Genomic DNA, 17,611 nt, shown 5'->3' with positions numbered 1-17,611 from the left:
GTTTAAAGCGCTCGCAATTGTACTGGTTACGGGGCGTTCAATTTCGGTTGGACGCCCTCTGAGTCTCACTCCGACGGGAGCTAATCCGTGAAAGACTTACTTAAGTTTCTGAAAGCGCAAACTAAGACCGAAGAGTTTGATGCGATCAAAATTGCGCTGGCTTCGCCAGACATGATCCGTTCCTGGTCTTTTGGTGAAGTGAAAAAGCCAGAAACCATTAACTACCGTACTTTTAAGCCAGAGCGCGATGGTCTGTTCTGTGCCCGTATCTTCGGGCCGGTAAAAGACTATGAGTGCCTGTGCGGCAAATACAAGCGCCTGAAACACCGTGGTGTGATTTGTGAGAAGTGCGGCGTTGAAGTGACCCAGACTAAAGTACGCCGTGAGCGTATGGGCCACATCGAACTGGCGTCGCCGACTGCGCACATCTGGTTCCTGAAGTCACTGCCATCGCGTATCGGCTTACTGCTGGATATGCCACTGCGTGACATCGAGCGCGTGCTCTACTTTGAATCTTACGTGGTAATCGAAGGTGGCATGACCAACCTCGAGAAGCGTCAGATTCTGACTGAAGAGCAGTACCTTGACGCTCTGGAAGAGTTTGGTGACGAGTTCGACGCCAAAATGGGCGCCGAAGCGATCCAGGCCCTGTTGAAAAACATGGATCTGGAGCAGGAGTGCGAGCAGCTGCGTGAAGAGCTGAACGAAACTAACTCCGAAACCAAACGTAAAAAACTGACCAAGCGCATCAAGCTGCTGGAAGCGTTCGTACAGTCTGGCAACAAGCCAGAGTGGATGATCCTGACCGTGCTGCCTGTTCTGCCACCGGATTTGCGTCCGCTGGTACCGCTGGATGGTGGCCGTTTCGCAACGTCGGATCTGAACGATCTCTATCGTCGCGTGATCAACCGTAACAACCGCCTGAAACGCCTGCTGGATCTGGCTGCGCCAGATATCATCGTGCGCAACGAAAAGCGTATGTTGCAGGAAGCGGTCGATGCACTGCTGGACAACGGTCGTCGCGGTCGTGCGATCACCGGTTCCAACAAGCGTCCGCTGAAATCGCTGGCTGACATGATCAAAGGTAAGCAGGGTCGTTTCCGTCAGAACCTGCTGGGTAAACGTGTCGACTATTCTGGTCGTTCGGTTATCACCGTAGGTCCATACCTGCGCCTGCATCAGTGCGGTCTGCCGAAGAAAATGGCACTCGAACTGTTCAAACCGTTCATTTACGGCAAGCTGGAACTGCGTGGCCTGGCCACCACCATCAAAGCCGCGAAGAAAATGGTTGAGCGCGAAGAAGCGGTTGTCTGGGATATCCTCGACGAAGTGATCCGTGAGCACCCGGTTCTGCTGAACCGTGCGCCTACGCTGCACCGTCTGGGTATTCAGGCTTTTGAACCGGTTCTGATCGAAGGTAAAGCGATCCAGCTGCACCCGCTGGTTTGTGCGGCATACAACGCCGACTTCGATGGTGACCAGATGGCTGTTCACGTACCGCTGACGCTGGAAGCCCAGCTGGAAGCGCGTGCGCTGATGATGTCGACCAACAACATCCTGTCACCTGCGAACGGCGAGCCAATCATCGTTCCTTCTCAGGACGTTGTACTGGGTCTGTACTACATGACCCGTGACTGTGTTAACGCCAAAGGCGAAGGCATGGTGCTGACTGGCCCGAAAGAAGCTGAGCGTATTTATCGCGCTGGCCTCGCATCGCTGCATGCTCGCGTTAAGGTGCGTATCACCGAACACGAGAAAAATGAGCAGGATGAGTGGGTTGCTAAAACCAGCATCATCGACACCACTGTTGGCCGTGCCATCCTGTGGATGATCGTGCCAAAAGGTCTGCCTTTCTCCATCGTTAACCAGGCGCTGGGCAAAAAAGCTATCTCCAAAATGCTGAACACCTGTTACCGCATTCTGGGCCTGAAGCCGACCGTTATCTTTGCTGACCAGACCATGTACACCGGTTTCGCTTACGCAGCCCGTTCAGGTGCGTCTGTCGGCATCGACGACATGGTTATTCCAGAGAAGAAAGTAGAAATCATCACCGAAGCGGAAGCTGAAGTGGCTGAGATCCAGGAGCAGTTCCAGTCTGGTCTGGTAACCGCAGGCGAACGTTACAACAAAGTCATCGATATCTGGGCAGCAGCCAACGAACGTGTTGCCAAGGCGATGATGGAAAACCTCTCAACCGAAACCGTTATTAACCGTGACGGCGTAGAAGAGCGACAGGTTTCCTTTAACAGCATCTTTATGATGGCTGACTCCGGTGCGCGTGGTTCTGCTGCACAGATTCGTCAGCTGGCCGGTATGCGTGGTCTGATGGCGAAGCCAGATGGCTCCATCATCGAAACACCAATCACGGCGAACTTCCGTGAAGGGTTGAACGTACTCCAGTACTTCATCTCAACCCACGGTGCTCGTAAAGGTCTGGCGGATACCGCACTGAAAACGGCGAACTCCGGTTATCTGACGCGTCGTCTGGTTGACGTTGCACAGGATCTGGTTGTTACCGAAGATGACTGTGGTACACACGAAGGCATCATGATGACACCTGTCATCGAAGGTGGCGACGTTAAAGAGCCACTGCGTGAACGTGTTCTGGGTCGTGTGACCGCTGAAGACGTTCTGAAGCCGGGTACTGCTGATATTCTGGTTCCACGCAACACGCTGCTCGATGAGCACTGGTGTGACGTGCTGGAACTGAACTCAGTCGACAGCCTGAAAGTCCGCTCAGTAGTAGGTTGTGAAACCGACTTTGGTGTGTGTGCGCATTGCTATGGTCGCGACCTGGCACGTGGTCACATCATCAACAAAGGTGAAGCGATCGGTGTTATCGCGGCACAGTCCATCGGTGAGCCAGGTACACAGCTGACGATGCGTACGTTCCACATCGGTGGTGCGGCATCACGTGCGGCTGCTGAATCCAGCATTCAGGTGAAGAACAAAGGTACCATCAAGCTGACCAACGCTAAGTCGGTAACGAACTCGGCAGGCAAGCTGGTGATCACCTCGCGTAACGTTGAACTGAAAATGATCGACGAATTTGGTCGTACCAAAGAGAGCTATAAAGTTCCTTATGGTTCTACCATGGCGAAAGGTGATGGTGAGCAGGTTGCAGCGGGCGAAACCGTCGCAAACTGGGATCCGCATACCATGCCAGTCATCACCGAAGTGGGCGGTTTCATTCGCTTCACGGACATGGTTGATGGCCAGACCATTACCCGTCAGACAGATGACTTAACCGGTCTTTCTTCGCTGGTGGTTCTGGACAGTGCTGAACGTACTGCGGGCGGTAAAGATCTGCGTCCTGCGCTGAAAATTGTTGATGCCAACGGCAACGACGTTCTGATCCCGGGCACCGACATGCCGGCTCAGTACTTCCTGCCTGGTAAAGCGATTGTTCAGCTGGAAGATGGCGTGAAGATCAGTGCTGGTGACACGCTGGCACGTGTTCCGCAGGAATCTGGCGGTACCAAGGATATTACCGGTGGTCTGCCACGCGTTGCTGACCTGTTCGAAGCGCGTCGTCCGAAAGAGCCAGCTATTCTGGCGGAGATCAGCGGCATCATCTCCTTCGGTAAAGAGACCAAAGGTAAGCGTCGTCTGGTCATCACTCCGCTGGATGGCAGTGAGCCGTACGAAGAGATGATTCCGAAATGGCGTCAGCTGAACGTGTTCGAAGGTGAACGTGTTGAGCGCGGTGACGTGGTTTCCGATGGCCCAGAGTCTCCACATGACATCCTGCGCTTGCGTGGCGTGCATGCGGTGACCCGTTACATCACTAACGAAGTGCAGGAAGTTTACCGTCTGCAAGGCGTTAAGATTAACGATAAGCACATCGAAGTCATCGTTCGTCAGATGCTGCGTAAAGCAACCATCGTGAGCGCAGGAAGTGCAGACTTCCTGGAAGGTGAGCAGGCTGAATTCTCTCGCATCAAGATCTCTAACCGTGATCTGGAAGCGAACGGAAAAGTTGGCGCAACCTTCATGCGTGACCTGCTGGGTATTACCAAAGCGTCACTGGCTACCGAATCGTTCATCTCTGCAGCATCGTTCCAGGAAACCACGCGTGTCCTGACCGAAGCAGCAGTAGCAGGTAAGCGCGATGAACTGCGCGGCCTGAAAGAGAACGTAATCGTGGGTCGTCTGATCCCGGCCGGTACCGGTTATGCGTACCATCAGGATCGTATGCGCCGCAAAGCGGCAGGTGAAGTTCCGGTTGCACCGCAGGTTACTGCGGATGAAGCCTCAGCCAGCCTGGCTGAACTGTTGAACGCCGGTCTCGGCGGCAACAAAGACGATTAATCGTCCTTTGCCTGATAAAAACCCTGCCTCGGCAGGGTTTTTTTTTGTCTCTGATTCATACATTCCAGTCGTTGCGGCCAAGGCCAATGTCTTTCAGCTGACTGTCACTCAGCTTCGACAGGATGACGCGCGTCTCACGCCTCAGCTGCCAGCGTTTATAACTGCGCCAAAGATAGCGAACCAACTGGTAAGGCGTGCCTGTAAACGGTTTAGCTGCGCGATTCTCGTCGTATCCCATGATAGTGCCCTCAGTGAATTGTCTGAGGACTATTCTCAGCGGATCGCTCTGTATGATACAGACGCAAAAATCACCTTTCTTTAACATACAGATTGCGGTAATGGCGATCTGAATGGTAAAAAAGAGGCATAACTGTACCGGTTAATGCTCAGCTACTGAATCAGAGGAAATACAATGACGCGATATGAACATCTGGCCACGCTGCTGGCTCAGCGTATCGAACAAGGTTTATATCGCAGTGGTGAGCGCCTGCCCTCGGTACGCAGTCTGAGTGCCGAACATGGCGTCAGTATCAGCACCGTGCAGCAGGCTTATCATCTGCTGGAAGAGAAGCAGATGATTACGCCGCAGTCGCGCTCTGGCTATTTTGTGGCCTCGCGTAAGGCGACGCCCCCGATGCCTGCGCTGACCCGTCCCGCACAGCGGCCGGTTGAGGTAACGCAGTGGGATGCGGTGCTGGAGCTGATTAACAGTCGTCTGGAAGATGATGTGTTGCAGCTGGGAAGCGGCATGCCCGATCTGACGCAGCCGACGCTTAAGCCGCTGTGGAAAGCCTTCAGCCGTCAGGCTCAGAAGCAGGACATCGCGCTGCTCAATTATGACAACCTCTATGGTGTTCTCGCACTGCGGCAACAGGTTGCACGACTGGCGATAGATAGCGGTTGCCAGCTCACCGCCGATGACATTGTTATTACCACCGGCTGCCATGAAGCGTTATCGGTAGCCGTGCGTGCGGTCTGCGAGCCGGGCGATATCATTGCTGTTGAGTCGCCTTCGTTTCACGGGATCATGCAAACCCTGCGCGGATTTGGCATTCGTGCCATTGAGATCCCGACCGATGCGGTAACCGGCATCAGCCTGGAAGCGCTGGAACTGGCGTTTGATCAATGGCCGATTAAAGCAGTCGTTGTTGTACCGAACTGTAATAATCCGCTGGGATTTATCATGCCTGAGCCGCGTAAGCGGGCATTGCTTGCCCTGGCGCAGCGGTTTGACGCGGCGGTCATTGAAGATGATGTTTATGGTGAGTTAGCCTGGGAATATCCGCGCCCAGCGACCATTAAAGCGCTGGATCTCGATGGCCGGGTTCTGCTGTGCAGCTCCTTTTCCAAAACGCTGGCGCCAGGTTTGCGTGTCGGCTGGGTTGCACCCGGCCGCTATCGCGACCGTGTACTGCACATGAAATATATCGTCACAGGTTCCACCGCCACACAGCCTCAGCATGCGGTCTCCGAGTTTATCCGCCAGGGCCATTATCAGCCCCATCTGCGCCGGATGCGGCAAATCTATCATCGTAACTATGAAACCTTTAGCTGCTGGGTGCGCCACTACTTTCCCTGCGGCATCTGCGTTTCCCGTCCTCAGGGCGGTTTTCTGATGTGGATAGAGCTCCCCGAAGCGTTTGATGCGGTCCGGCTCAACCGCGAATTGCGCGAGTCAAAAATTCAGATAGCCGTAGGCTCACTCTTTTCGGCCTCGGGTAAATACCGTAACTGTCTGCGCTTAAACTACGGGCTGCCGATCAACGAGCAGACTGAAAAGGCGCTGGCGCTGGTGGGTGCAGCCGTCGAACGCGCCATGCTCTCGTGCCAGCATGAAACGCAGATTTCAGCTTCAACTCTCGCATAGCGAAAAGAAGAAGCAGGGCCGGCAAGAGGAGGGAACCGGCCCTGGTCAGATAACCTTAACCTGACGGAGGCCACGTTAAGGGTTTGGATCAGAGCACGCCAGCGGCAACTTACGCTTTTGCGCACCTCTTTCCCGGCAGAAACGCTGGCGTTACTGGTTTTGCAGCCGCTATGCGGGACAGCTTCCACAAATCCTTATTGGTGAAGCTCTGCCAGCGCCAGCAAAGTACGTGTTGCTTCACGCCAGTCATCTGCCTGGGTAATCGCACTCACCACCGCAATACTCCCTACGCCGGTTGCCAGCACGTCAGGTGCCCGAGCAATCGAAATACCGCCAATTGCCACGGTGGGGATATGCGTCAGGCGCGTCAGATGCCGCTTCAGCTGTTCAATGCCCTGCGGCGCAGAAGGCATCTCTTTGGTCTGCGTCGGGAAAATATGTCCAAGCGCGATGTAAGAGGGCTGGATTGCCAGTGCGCGGTCCAGTTCAGCATCGTCATGGGTGGAGAGCCCCAGACGCAATCCTGCCTGATGAATCCGGGCAAGATCGGCGACATCGAGATCCTCCTGACCCAGATGCACGCCATAAGCCTGATGCTTTATCGCCAGCTGCCAGTAGTCATTGATAAACAGGCGCGCGTCATAGCGTTTACCCATTGCAATCGCCTGAGCGATGGCGGGCTCGGCGACCTCATCGGGCTGATCTTTGATGCGCAGCTGCAGTGTACGAACGCCCATCTTCAGCAGGCGCTCAATCCAGTCGGGGCTATCAACCACCGGATAAAGCCCCAGGCGCGGGGCGGTAGCGGGAAATGCGGGCATCGTTACTCCTCCTTAATGGCATCGGCGGGATGATAAAGCTCACCGCCGCGCCGACGAAAACGGTCTGACATCTGCGCCATGCCCACTTCAACGGGCTCGGCGCGCGTATCCTGACGTGCTGCGAACTCGCGCACCTCCTGGGAAATTTTCATCGAGCAGAACTTAGGGCCGCACATCGAGCAGAAATGGGCCACTTTGCCCGACTCCTGCGGCAGGGTTTCATCATGCATAGCCCGCGCCGTATGGGGATCCAGCGCCAGATTAAACTGATCTTCCCAGCGGAACTCAAAGCGCGCTTTGGACATGGCGTTATCACGGATCTGCGCACCCGGATGGCCTTTCGCCAGATCGGCGGCATGCGCTGCTATTTTGTAGGTGATCAATCCCTGCTTCACATCCTCTTTGTTCGGCAGACCCAGATGCTCTTTGGGCGTGACGTAACACAACATGGCGCAACCAAACCAGCCAATCATGGCAGCACCGATACCGGAGGTGAAATGGTCATAGCCGGGCGCGATGTCGGTGGTCAGCGGGCCAAGGGTGTAGAAGGGGGCTTCATCGCACAGGTCGAGCTGTTCGGTCATGTTGCGGCGGATCATATGCATCGGGACGTGCCCCGGGCCTTCAATCATGACCTGAACGTCATATTCCCAGGCAATACGGGTAAGTTCGCCCAGGGTACGCAGTTCGGCAAACTGCGCCTCATCGTTGGCATCCTGAATGGAACCCGGACGAAGGCCATCGCCCAGCGACAGGGAGACATCATAGGCGGCGCAGATTTCACAAATCTCCCGGAAGTGCTGATACAGGAAGCTCTCCTGATGATGCGACAGGCACCATTTCGCCATGATAGAGCCACCCCGCGATACAATTCCGGTCAGACGTTTCGCCGTCATCGGGACATAACGCAGCAGCACGCCAGCGTGGATAGTGAAATAATCGACACCCTGTTCCGCCTGCTCAAGCAGCGTATCGCGGAATATTTCCCAGTTCAGCGCCTCGGCCACGCCATTCACTTTTTCCAGCGCCTGATAAATCGGCACTGTACCGATTGGCACCGGGCTGTTTCGCAAAATCCATTCGCGCGTTTCATGAATATAACGACCGGTAGAGAGATCCATCACCGTATCGGCACCCCAGCGAGTCGACCAGACCAGTTTTTCCACCTCTTCCTCAATAGAAGAGGTCACCGCCGAGTTACCGATGTTGGCATTGACCTTAACCAGAAAGTTGCGGCCAATGATCATCGGCTCCGATTCAGGGTGATTGATATTGGCAGGGATAATGGCGCGTCCGGCAGCGACCTCCTGACGCACAAACTCGGGCGTGATACTGGCTGGCAGATGCGCGCCAAAACTGTGGCCAGGATGCTGTTGCAGCAATACCTCACTGCGGATCCGCTCACGGCCCATGTTTTCCCGCAGTGCGATAAATTCCATCTCCGGGGTGATGATCCCCTGGCGGGCATAGTGCAATTGCGTGACGCAGCAGCCTGCGCGGGCACGGCGCGGTGTCGGCAGTTGATCGAAACGCAGATGATCCAGCCCCTCGTCAGACAGCCGCTGCTGGGTATAGCCTGAGCTGTTCTGTTCGAGAAGTTCGCTGTCGTCGCGTTCAGCAATCCAGCGGGCGCGCAGCTTTTCCAGGCCACGATGAACATCGATCTGTGCCGCGGGATCGCCATAGGCACCCGCCGTGTCATAGACCGGTACCGCTTCGTTCTGCTCATTGAGAGGCTGTTCTTTGCTGCCGCCGATGTGAGTCGGGCTTAGCACGATTTCACGCATGGGAACGCGAATATCCTCGCGGCTGCCGGTAATCCAGATGCGGCGGGACTGGGGAAATGCACTGCCGCTTTGCAGGGAATCAATAAATTCCTGCGCCTGGGCACGCTGTTCACGACGGGTTGTTTTTTGGTCAGACATAGCAATCTTCCTGTTAAGGGGGAACGATGCTTGTCCGGAGTTCGGAAGGAGTAACCGTATAGACAGCGTAAGCATGCTGGTATACAGAGAATATTTACTCTTGTTCCCTTCGCAGGTTCTAACCTGATCAGGTTCCGCGGATCCCGAATTAACGGTCTCAGCCCAACTTGGGCACTCCGACAAGAAGCTGTTTTTACGCGGGTGTCTGATAACAGAGCCAGGCGTAAAAACCTTATATTTCAAAGCAAAAATAAAAAAGGTTCTTTGGAGCACTCTCCTCAGAACCTGTTCAGCATAAAAGGGCTACGGGATAATCTCAACCCCTTTGCCGGAGATGATGATTAAGCCGGACGCGCGATATGGCTGTCATTGGCTACCGGCGGGGGGACAAGCTGGTTATCCCATGCCAGCTGGATCAGCTTATCTTCCAGCGTAAAGCGTGCTTCCAGCACTTCACCCACTTCGGAGAGTGCCTGCTGGAAGGTCATGCAGTTTTCGTCGTCGATCGCCTGCTGCAGGTGGCCGTCATACAGCTGCATCAGACGCTCAGTATTGGCTTCCAGCGGTGGATAGATCTGTGCGGCGGCAATCATCGGGCTGTCGCCACTCATTTCACTGATCACGCGTTCATAGATACTGAAGTGACCCGCAGAAAGATAATCGACCAGACCGTGACAGAAGTTGTCCAGAGCCTGCTCATCAAGACGCGTCAGCGCCTCTTTGTTTGGTTTAAGTCCGACCAGGTGATAATAGGTCACCAGTAGCTGACGACGGGCTTCAAGCCACGAATCGACCAGTTCATTACTGCCACCTACGCGTTCAGCCAGGACGTCTAACTGGTTAAGCATATCTAACTCCATGTGAGTTATAGTTGTTTATCTACACACTTAACATCAGGACTTCAGCGTGCGAGTTGACGCTAAGGATGACGAAATAAATGCAATGCGAAATCTCAAGCGTAGACGCTGGATGGTGGATTGTCAGCCATGAACAGAAACTTTGGTTACCACAAGGTGATTTACCCCACGGAAACGCCGAAAAATTTGGTTTGACCGGCAGTAAAGCCCGGACCATCGGTGAGTGGCAGGGCGAAAAAGTCTGGCTGATTTGTGAGCCGCGTTCTGCCGATATGTTCTCAGTACGACAGCTGATCGATCAGGATGTGGCGCTGTTTCAGCTGGTGGGTCGCGGTGTGCAACTGGCGGAATTCTACCGTTCTCATCGCTGGTGCGGCTATTGCGGCCATGAAATGCACCAAAGCAAACATGAATTTGCCTGTCTCTGCAGCCATTGCCGCGAGCGTTACTATCCGCAGATCGCACCCTGCATCATTGTGGCTATCCGTCGCGGTGATGAAATCCTGCTGGCGAATCATGCCCGCCATCGCAACAAGGTCTACACCGTGCTGGCAGGTTTTGTGGAGGTGGGCGAGACGCTGGAGCAGGCCGTTGCCCGCGAAGTGATGGAAGAGAGCAATATCCGCGTCAAAAACGTCCGTTACGTTACCTCCCAGCCGTGGCCCTTCCCGCAATCGCTGATGACAGCCTTTATGGCGGAGTATGACAGCGGCGATCTGCAGCACGACGGTAAAGAGCTGCTGGATGCGGCCTGGTTCCGTTTTGATGAGCTGCCGTTGCTGCCACCGCCAGGCACCGTGGCGCGCCGCCTGATTGAAGATACCGTCGCCCTGTGCCGCGCCGAAGTGTGAAAGTGCTACACTACACGCCTGTTATTGAGAGAGTGTTGAGATGAGTGAACTGAAGAACGATCGTTATTTGCGTGCCCTGTTACGTCAGCCGGTTGATGTCACGCCGGTCTGGATGATGCGACAAGCCGGGCGCTATTTGCCGGAGTACAAAGCGACACGCGCCCAGGCGGGTGACTTTATGTCGCTGTGTAAAAACGCCGAGCTGGCCTGTGAAGTTACCCTGCAGCCGCTGCGCCGTTATCCGCTGGATGCCGCCATCCTCTTCAGTGACATCCTGACCATTCCGGATGCGATGGGACTGGGTCTCTACTTTGAAACCGGCGAAGGCCCGCGTTTCTCAAACCCTGTGACCTGTCGCGCTGACGTTGAGCGTTTACCGGTGCCCGATCCCGAAATGGAGCTGGGCTATGTGATGAATGCTGTCCGTACCATCCGTAAGAACCTGAACGGCGATCTGCCGCTGATTGGCTTCTCCGGCAGTCCGTGGACGTTGGCCACCTATATGGTGGAAGGCGGGAGCAGCAAGGCGTTTACCAAAATTAAGAAGATGATGTATGCCGATCCCGCTACGCTCCACGCGATGCTGGATAAGCTGGCCGACAGCGTCATCCTCTATCTCAATGCTCAGATCCGCGCCGGTGCGCAGTCCGTTATGGTGTTTGATACCTGGGGTGGCGTGCTGACCGGTCGTGATTACCGCGAATTCTCACTCCATTACATGCACAAAATTGTCGATGGCCTGCTGCGTGAAAACGACGGTCGCCGCGTGCCGGTGACGCTCTTCACCAAAGGCGGCGGACAGTGGCTGGAAGCGATGGCCGCCACCGGTTGTGACGCGCTGGGTCTCGACTGGACCACCGATATTGATGACGCACGCCGTCGCGTGGGCGACAAAGTCGCCCTGCAGGGCAACATGGATCCTTCTATGCTCTATGCGGCACCTGAGCGTATCGAACAGGAAGTGGCTGGGATCCTGGAGCGCTTTGGCTCGGGCACCGGGCATGTCTTTAATCTGGGTCATGGTATTCATCTGGATGTGCCACCGGAAAATGCGGGCGTCTTTGTTGAGGCGGTACACCGTTTATCACGTCCCTGGCATCAGGAGTAATCATGGATATTGCCGCACTTCGCGCTGAGCAGTTACAACGCGCCGCTGATGTGGTGCGTGAAGATGACTTTGATGTGCTGCCACCCCGCTTTATCGGCGGGGCGGACGTTGGATTTGAGCAGGAAGGCACCATCACCCGGGCGGCGATGGTGATACTGGAGTATCCCTCCTTAAAGCTGGTGGAGCACCGCATCGCACGCGTTGAGACCACCATGCCTTATATTCCGGGCTTTCTCTCATTCCGTGAATATCCAGCGCTGATGGCCGCCTGGCAGATGCTGGAGCAAAAGCCGGACCTGCTGTTTGTGGATGGACACGGTATTTCGCATCCACGACGACTTGGCGTCGCGTCACATTTTGGCCTGCTGGTCGATGTGCCCACCATTGGTGTCGCGAAAAGTCGCCTGTGTGGCCGTTTTGCCGATCTGGATGCGCAGCCTGGCAGTCGTCAGCCACTGATCGACAAAGGCGAGCAGATAGGCTGGGTATGGCGCAGCAAGCTGCGGTGTAATCCGCTGTTTGTCGCCACCGGCCATCGTGTCAGCCTGGATACCGCGCTACAGTGGGTCGAAAACTGTACGCGTGGTTACCGGCTGCCGGAACCGACCCGCTGGGCCGACGCGGTTGCCTCGAACCGAACCGCTTTCCAGCGCTGGCAAAACGCGCTTTAACACTGTTTGTGCTGCGGTTTTGCAGTTACACTGCGGCCAGCGAAACGAATAAGAGCCACCTTTATGTTACAAAATCCCGTTCATCTGCGTCTGGCGAAGCTGGAAAGCTGGCAGCACCTTACTTTTATGGCCTGCCTGTGCGAGCGCATGTATCCCAACTATCGTGCGTTCTGCGAGCAGACTGAATTTGCCGATCCGGCACTCTATCGCCGCATTCTTGATCTGATCTGGGAAAACCTGACGGTCAAAGATGCGAAGATTAACTTCGACAGCCAGCTGGAAAAGCTCGAAGCCGCCATTCCTGATGGTGATGCGTTTGAGGTTTACGGCGTTTATCCGGCTATCGATGCCTGTGTGGCATTGAGCGAAGTCGTACATGCGCAGCTGAGCGGTGAAACTCTTGAGCATGCAATTGAAGTCAGCGAGACCTCAATTACTACTATCGCCATGCTGGAAATGACCCAGGCTGGACGCGAAATGACCGACGAAGAGCTGCGTGAAAACCCGGCTATCATCGATGAGTGGGACCTTCAGTGGGAGATTTTCCGCCTGCTGGCGGAGTGTGAAGAGCGCGACCTTGAATTGATTAAAGGTCTGCGATCTGACCTGCGTGAAGCGGGAATTAGCAACATCGGTATAAATTTCCAGCAGTAAGGCGATAAAACGTGACTTCAGGCCCGAATTAGCGCGCCTGGAGGCTTCACATTGGCCCCCTGTCTGGTCTACATTTGGGGGGCTGAAAATTGTGGCTATCGGTGCGTGCAGGCAGAAGAGTGCCAGAATATGGCTTTTCCCTCGCACTCGTTGCTTAGCAAGCGATAAATACACTTTAAGGATAACTTATGAACAAGACTCAACTGATTGATGTGATCGCAGAAAAAGCTGACCTGTCTAAAACCCAGGCAAAGGCAGCGCTGGAATCTACTCTGGCTGCGATCACTGAGTCTCTGAAAGATGGTGATGCTGTACAACTGGTTGGTTTTGGTACTTTTAAAGTGAACCACCGCGCTGAGCGTACCGGTCGTAACCCGCAGACTGGCAAAGAGATCAAAATCGCTGCAGCAAATGTACCGGCATTCGTGTCTGGTAAAGCGCTGAAAGACGCCGTTAAGTAAGACGTCGCACTGCGGTTAAGCTTTAAAACAGGGGGCGTTTCGCCCCTTTTGTTTAAGAGGCCAGCCATCATGACCCCGCTGTTTCAGCGTTTATCTGTTCTGTTTCTCTCCCTGTTTCTTTTCGGTTGCAGCTCTACTCCGGATATTCCCCCCTTTTCTGCCAGTGGCTATCTTGCCGATCGTGGTGTTGTTCGTATCTGGCGTAAAAACAGCGACCACCAGTCGGTCCATATCCGCACCTTCTATACGCCGTTCAGTGGCGGTGAGGGTGAAGTGACGGATTATGTCTGGCTGGAAGAGTCGTTGATCAGCATTCAGCGTCAGGTGAAGGGCAACCAGCCTGATGATGTGACCCTGCGCTTTGACCAGGCTGGCGGTCTTAACTTTATGCAGCGCCAGCTTTCAGGCCGGCGTGAAGCGGTCAGCCCGGATGCGGTTGAGCTCTATAAGTTTGATGCCGAGCGGATGCGTAACCTCAGCGATGCGCTATTAAGCGGTCAGGTGTTCCTCAGACAGGGACACTGGCTGGGAAACAATGTGCTGGAGAGTTGCGAAGGCCAGCAGGTCAGACCCGCTTTTGACGCCGACGCTCTGCAGATGCTGACACAGCAGCAACGCCGCGCATCGGCACCGCTGATGGTGTCATGGCTTGAAGCGCCGGAAGGGATACAGCTATTGCGGGTCAGTCAGCAGGATGACTGCTCACAGCAGCCGACAGAAGAAGATATGTGAATTGAAAAGGGGGCACCTGGTGCCCCCTGAACTTATTTGCGATTAATGGCGCGGTAGCCGATATCGCGGCGACAGAAGCTGCCCTGCCATGAGATCGGCTGTGTCAGCTCATAAGCCCGCTTTTGTGCCGCGGCCACATCGTCGCCCAGCGCGGTGACACACAGCACGCGGCCACCGTTTGTCAGCACCAGGTCCTCTTCCAGCCGTGTTCCGGCGTGGAATACCTTGCCGTCAGCCACTTCTTCCAGTGGCAGACCGTGAATCTGATCGCCCTGAGCGTAGTCACCCGGATAACCGCCCGCCGCCAGCACCACACCCAGCGCAGGGCGGGGATCCCATTGTGACGTTTTCTGATCCAGTTTACCGTCACAGGCGGCCAGGCAAAGATCGACCAGATCCGACTGCAGGCGCAGCATGATCGGCTGAGTCTCCGGATCGCCGAAGCGGCAGTTGAATTCGATCACTTTCGGCTGCCCGGTGTGATCGATCATCAGGCCGGCATAGAGAAAACCGGTATAGACGTTGCCTTCAGCCGCCATGCCGCGCACGGTCGGCCAGATAACCTGATCCATAACGCGCTGGTGGATCTCATCGGTGACAACCGGAGCCGGAGAGTAGGCACCCATTCCGCCGGTGTTCGGACCGGTATCGCCATCGCCCACGCGTTTGTGATCCTGGCTGGTGGCCATGGGCAGCACATGCTCGCCGTCCACCATCACGATGAAGCTGGCTTCTTCGCCATCCAGAAACTCTTCAATCACAATACGGTGTCCGGCATCGCCAAAGGCGTTTCCGGCCAGCATATCCTGAACCGCATCCTCAGCTTCCTGCAGCGTCATTGCCACAATCACGCCTTTACCTGCGGCCAGACCGTCGGCTTTGATGACGATAGGGGCGCCTTTCTCACGCAGATACGCGAGAGCGGGCTCAACCTCGGTGAAGTTCTGGTATTCCGCACTCGGGATCTGATGACGCGCCAGGAAATCCTTGGTGAAAGCTTTAGAGCCTTCCAGCTGCGCAGCAGCCTGAGTCGGACCAAAGATAGCCAGCCCGGCCTCACGGAAGGCATCCACGATGCCAATCACCAGCGGCGCTTCGGGGCCGACAATCGTCAGATCGATCTTTTCACGCCGGGCAAACTCAAGCAGGGCGGGGACATCAGTTGCACTGATCGCGACATTCTGCAGCGCAGGCTCTAATGCGGTGCCCGCATTACCCGGTGCCACAAACACGGTTTCCGCCAGCGGCGACTGGACTGCTTTCCAGGCCAGAGCATGTTCACGTCCGCCATTGCCGATTACTAAAATTTTCATCTGTTTCTCTCCAGAACGATTAATGGCGGAAGTGACGCATGTCGGTGAAGATCATGGCAATGCCGTGCTCATCAGCCGCCGCAATCACCTCTTCATCGCGGATGGAGCCGCCAGGCTGGATGACGCAGCTCACGCCTGACGCGGCTGCCGCATCAATGCCATCACGGAACGGGAAGAAGGCATCCGACGCCATGGCTGATCCTTTTACTTCCAGCCCTTCATCGGCTGCTTTAATGCCGGCAATCTTAGCGGAATAGACACGGCTCATCTGTCCGGCACCGATACCGATGGTCATGTTGTCGCGTGCATAAACAATGGCGTTAGACTTAACGAACTTCGCTACTTTCCAGCAGAACAGCGCATCACGCAGCTCCTGTTCGGTTGGCTGACGTTTACTGACGACGCGCAGCTGGCTGGCATCAACCATGCCGAGATCGCGATCCTGTACCAGCAGACCCCCGTTGACGCGTTTGAAATCCAGTGCAGCAGTACGGTTTTGCCATTGGCCGCAGATCAGGACACGGACATTCTGCTTCGCGGCGGTAATTTTCAGCGCGGCCTCGGAAACCGCTGGCGCGATAATCACCTCAACAAACTGGCGGCTGATAATGGCCTGCGCAGTTGCTTCATCCAGCTCGCGGTTAAAGGCGATGATGCCGCCAAATGCGGAGGTCGGATCGGTCTGGTAAGCACGCTCATAGGCTGCCAGCAGAGAGTCACCGGTCGCTACGCCACAAGGGTTCGCATGTTTGACGATGACGCAGGCGGGTTCACTGAACTCTTTTACGCACTCCAGTGCAGCATCCGTGTCAGCAATGTTGTTATAGGAGAGCGCTTTGCCCTGAACCTGCCGGGCAGTCGCCACTGAAGCTTCAGTGATGTTCTCTTCTATATAGAAGGCAGCATCCTGATGGCTGTTTTCACCGTAGCGCATATCCTGCTTCTTAATGAAGTTCAGATTCAGGGTACGCGGGAAACGGCCAGCAGGCTGATTACGATCACCGTGATAGGCGGGTACCAGGCTGCCAAAGTAGTTAGCGATCATGCTGTCATACGCGGCGGTGTGTTCGAACGCTTTGATCGCCAGATCGAAACGGGTCTCAAGCGTCAGGCCATTTTCATGGGCATCCATTTCGGCAATGATCGCTTCGTAGTCGCCGCTGCTGACCACGATTGCCACATCTTTATGGTTCTTGGCAGCAGAGCGCACCATGGTCGGGCCACCGATGTCGATATTTTCCACTGCATCTTCCAGTGAACATCCTTCACGGGCGACGGTCTGTGCAAAGGGATAGAGGTTAACGACCACCATGTCGATTGGGCTGATGTCGTGCTGCGCCATAATGGCATCATCCTGGCCGCGACGACCTAAAATGCCGCCATGCACTTTGGGATGCAGGGTTTTGACGCGTCCATCCATCATTTCCGGGAAACCGGTGTAGTCAGAGACTTCTGTGACAGCCAGACCCGCATCCGCCAGCAGGCGAGCTGTTCCGCCTGTGGAGAGCAGTTCGACACCGCGACTTGAGAGCGCCTGAGCAAATTCGAGGATACCGGCTTTGTCAGAGACACTGAGCAATGCGCGGCGTACAGGACGAGTTTGTTGCATGGTGGTTTATCCCTTGGCTTTGTTTCGCGTATATAAGAGCGTTACATCAGGCTTTACAGCGGTTTTCTCTTCTTTATATAGGAAGAAAAAATCAAAAACCTCAGGTAACGCCCCGAAAAGGGGTGTCCGGAACTTCGCCCGGCATTGTAGCGAAAACGTTTGCGTGATGCTCGCCTAAATTTATCTGGCCCGACTAATGTGGATAACATTGTGTGTAACTGCGTATAACAGCCGCTTTTGCTGTGGAATGCAGCGAACGCTCTTTTTTATGCAATTTATGGGTTGCGCCTCTCAGACAACTCCCTATAATGCGCATCCATCAACACGGCACACCGGCAACGGGAAGCGGGTTGAGAGGCACAGGAGACTGCGCCGCCGGAGAAAAACTTCTGAGAAAGAGGTTGACTCTGCAGGAGGAAAGCGTAATATAC

Annotated in this window: 14 protein-coding genes and 1 riboswitch; of the genes, 8 read left to right on the top strand and 6 right to left on the bottom strand. The window is 55.2% G+C overall.

Features of this window, described 5'->3' with window-relative positions; genetic code table 11:
• Positions 1-87 precede the first annotated feature (87 nt).
• Positions 88-4,311, top strand: a complete 4,224-nt coding sequence (rpoC, locus tag HFD87_RS22385; protein WP_010261049.1) for a DNA-directed RNA polymerase subunit beta' — start codon at positions 88-90, stop codon at positions 4,309-4,311.
• A 55-nt stretch (positions 4,312-4,366) separates the two neighbouring features.
• On the opposite strand, the gene HFD87_RS22380 is transcribed toward rpoC, so the two are convergent.
• Positions 4,367-4,549, bottom strand: coding sequence for a DUF1127 domain-containing protein (locus HFD87_RS22380; protein WP_010261051.1), 183 nt, complete (start codon positions 4,547-4,549; stop codon positions 4,367-4,369).
• A 174-nt stretch (positions 4,550-4,723) separates the two neighbouring features.
• On the opposite strand from HFD87_RS22380, the gene HFD87_RS22375 reads away from it, so the two are divergent.
• On the top strand, positions 4,724-6,178 hold the full coding sequence (locus HFD87_RS22375; protein ID WP_010672226.1) for a PLP-dependent aminotransferase family protein: 1,455 nt from the start codon (positions 4,724-4,726) through the stop codon (positions 6,176-6,178).
• 194 nt (positions 6,179-6,372) lie between these two features.
• Here HFD87_RS22375 and thiE read toward each other — a convergent pair whose 3' ends face one another.
• From thiE to HFD87_RS22360, 3 genes are all read right to left on the bottom strand, one after another.
• On the bottom strand, positions 6,373-6,999 hold the full coding sequence (gene thiE / locus HFD87_RS22370; protein ID WP_045140883.1) for a thiamine phosphate synthase: 627 nt from the start codon (positions 6,997-6,999) through the stop codon (positions 6,373-6,375).
• 2 nt (positions 7,000-7,001) lie between these two features.
• Positions 7,002-8,924, bottom strand: coding sequence for a phosphomethylpyrimidine synthase ThiC (gene thiC, locus HFD87_RS22365; RefSeq protein WP_167423947.1), 1,923 nt, complete (start codon positions 8,922-8,924; stop codon positions 7,002-7,004).
• 87 nt (positions 8,925-9,011) lie between these two features.
• Positions 9,012-9,113, bottom strand: a riboswitch (TPP riboswitch).
• A 152-nt stretch (positions 9,114-9,265) separates the two neighbouring features.
• Entirely contained in the window at positions 9,266-9,772 is a 507-nt protein-coding gene (locus tag HFD87_RS22360) for an Rsd/AlgQ family anti-sigma factor (protein WP_010261059.1), read from the bottom strand.
• An 89-nt stretch (positions 9,773-9,861) separates the two neighbouring features.
• On the opposite strand from HFD87_RS22360, the gene nudC reads away from it, so the two are divergent.
• The 6 genes from nudC to HFD87_RS22330 all read left to right on the top strand — a co-directional run bounded on the left by nudC (position 9,862) and on the right by HFD87_RS22330 (position 14,258).
• Entirely contained in the window at positions 9,862-10,632 is a 771-nt protein-coding gene (nudC, locus tag HFD87_RS22355; protein ID WP_010672223.1) for an NAD(+) diphosphatase, read from the top strand.
• 40 nt (positions 10,633-10,672) lie between these two features.
• Positions 10,673-11,740 (top strand): uroporphyrinogen decarboxylase, encoded by a 1,068-nt coding sequence (hemE, locus tag HFD87_RS22350; protein WP_010672222.1) that lies wholly within the window; start codon positions 10,673-10,675, stop codon positions 11,738-11,740.
• A 2-nt stretch (positions 11,741-11,742) separates the two neighbouring features.
• Entirely contained in the window at positions 11,743-12,411 is a 669-nt protein-coding gene (nfi, locus tag HFD87_RS22345) for a deoxyribonuclease V (RefSeq protein ID WP_010261068.1), read from the top strand.
• Positions 12,412-12,474: 63 nt separating this feature from the next.
• The gene (locus HFD87_RS22340) at positions 12,475-13,065 is read left to right on the top strand and encodes a YjaG family protein (RefSeq protein ID WP_010261070.1); all 591 of its coding nucleotides are present in this window, start codon (positions 12,475-12,477) and stop codon (positions 13,063-13,065) included.
• A gap of 188 nt (positions 13,066-13,253) precedes the next feature.
• Positions 13,254-13,526, top strand: a complete 273-nt coding sequence (hupA, locus tag HFD87_RS22335; RefSeq protein WP_003850136.1) for a nucleoid-associated protein HU-alpha — start codon at positions 13,254-13,256, stop codon at positions 13,524-13,526.
• A 69-nt stretch (positions 13,527-13,595) separates the two neighbouring features.
• Positions 13,596-14,258 (top strand): DUF1481 domain-containing protein, encoded by a 663-nt coding sequence (locus tag HFD87_RS22330; protein WP_010261073.1) that lies wholly within the window; start codon positions 13,596-13,598, stop codon positions 14,256-14,258.
• Between the two features lie 32 nt (positions 14,259-14,290).
• Here HFD87_RS22330 and purD read toward each other — a convergent pair whose 3' ends face one another.
• Positions 14,291-15,571, bottom strand: coding sequence for a phosphoribosylamine--glycine ligase (gene purD, locus HFD87_RS22325; RefSeq protein WP_010261075.1), 1,281 nt, complete (start codon positions 15,569-15,571; stop codon positions 14,291-14,293).
• Between the two features lie 19 nt (positions 15,572-15,590).
• Positions 15,591-17,180 (bottom strand): bifunctional phosphoribosylaminoimidazolecarboxamide formyltransferase/IMP cyclohydrolase, encoded by a 1,590-nt coding sequence (gene purH, locus HFD87_RS22320; protein ID WP_010261077.1) that lies wholly within the window; start codon positions 17,178-17,180, stop codon positions 15,591-15,593.
• Between the last annotated feature and the right edge of the window lie 431 nt (positions 17,181-17,611).

Source organism: Pantoea sp. EKM21T (genome assembly GCF_011800405.1).
In the GTDB taxonomy this organism is placed as follows: domain Bacteria; phylum Pseudomonadota; class Gammaproteobacteria; order Enterobacterales; family Enterobacteriaceae; genus Pantoea; species Pantoea agglomerans.
This window is presented reverse-complemented; position numbering and strand designations above follow the sequence as displayed.

Excerpts from the sequence above, each read along its gene's own strand:
- HFD87_RS22380 (WP_010261051.1), bottom strand. The coding sequence starts at position 4,549 with ATGGGATACGACGAGAATCGCGCAGCTAAACCGTTTACAGGCACGCCT.
- HFD87_RS22375 (WP_010672226.1), top strand. The coding sequence starts at position 4,724 with ATGACGCGATATGAACATCTGGCCACGCTGCTGGCTCAGCGTATCGAA.
- thiE (WP_045140883.1), bottom strand. The coding sequence starts at position 6,999 with ATGCCCGCATTTCCCGCTACCGCCCCGCGCCTGGGGCTTTATCCGGTG.
- thiC (WP_167423947.1), bottom strand. The coding sequence starts at position 8,924 with ATGTCTGACCAAAAAACAACCCGTCGTGAACAGCGTGCCCAGGCGCAG.
- HFD87_RS22360 (WP_010261059.1), bottom strand. The coding sequence starts at position 9,772 with ATGCTTAACCAGTTAGACGTCCTGGCTGAACGCGTAGGTGGCAGTAAT.
- nudC (WP_010672223.1), top strand. The coding sequence starts at position 9,862 with ATGCAATGCGAAATCTCAAGCGTAGACGCTGGATGGTGGATTGTCAGC.
- hemE (WP_010672222.1), top strand. The coding sequence starts at position 10,673 with ATGAGTGAACTGAAGAACGATCGTTATTTGCGTGCCCTGTTACGTCAG.
- nfi (WP_010261068.1), top strand. The coding sequence starts at position 11,743 with ATGGATATTGCCGCACTTCGCGCTGAGCAGTTACAACGCGCCGCTGAT.
- HFD87_RS22340 (WP_010261070.1), top strand. The coding sequence starts at position 12,475 with ATGTTACAAAATCCCGTTCATCTGCGTCTGGCGAAGCTGGAAAGCTGG.
- hupA (WP_003850136.1), top strand. The coding sequence starts at position 13,254 with ATGAACAAGACTCAACTGATTGATGTGATCGCAGAAAAAGCTGACCTG.
- HFD87_RS22330 (WP_010261073.1), top strand. The coding sequence starts at position 13,596 with ATGACCCCGCTGTTTCAGCGTTTATCTGTTCTGTTTCTCTCCCTGTTT.
- purD (WP_010261075.1), bottom strand. The coding sequence starts at position 15,571 with ATGAAAATTTTAGTAATCGGCAATGGCGGACGTGAACATGCTCTGGCC.
- purH (WP_010261077.1), bottom strand. The coding sequence starts at position 17,180 with ATGCAACAAACTCGTCCTGTACGCCGCGCATTGCTCAGTGTCTCTGAC.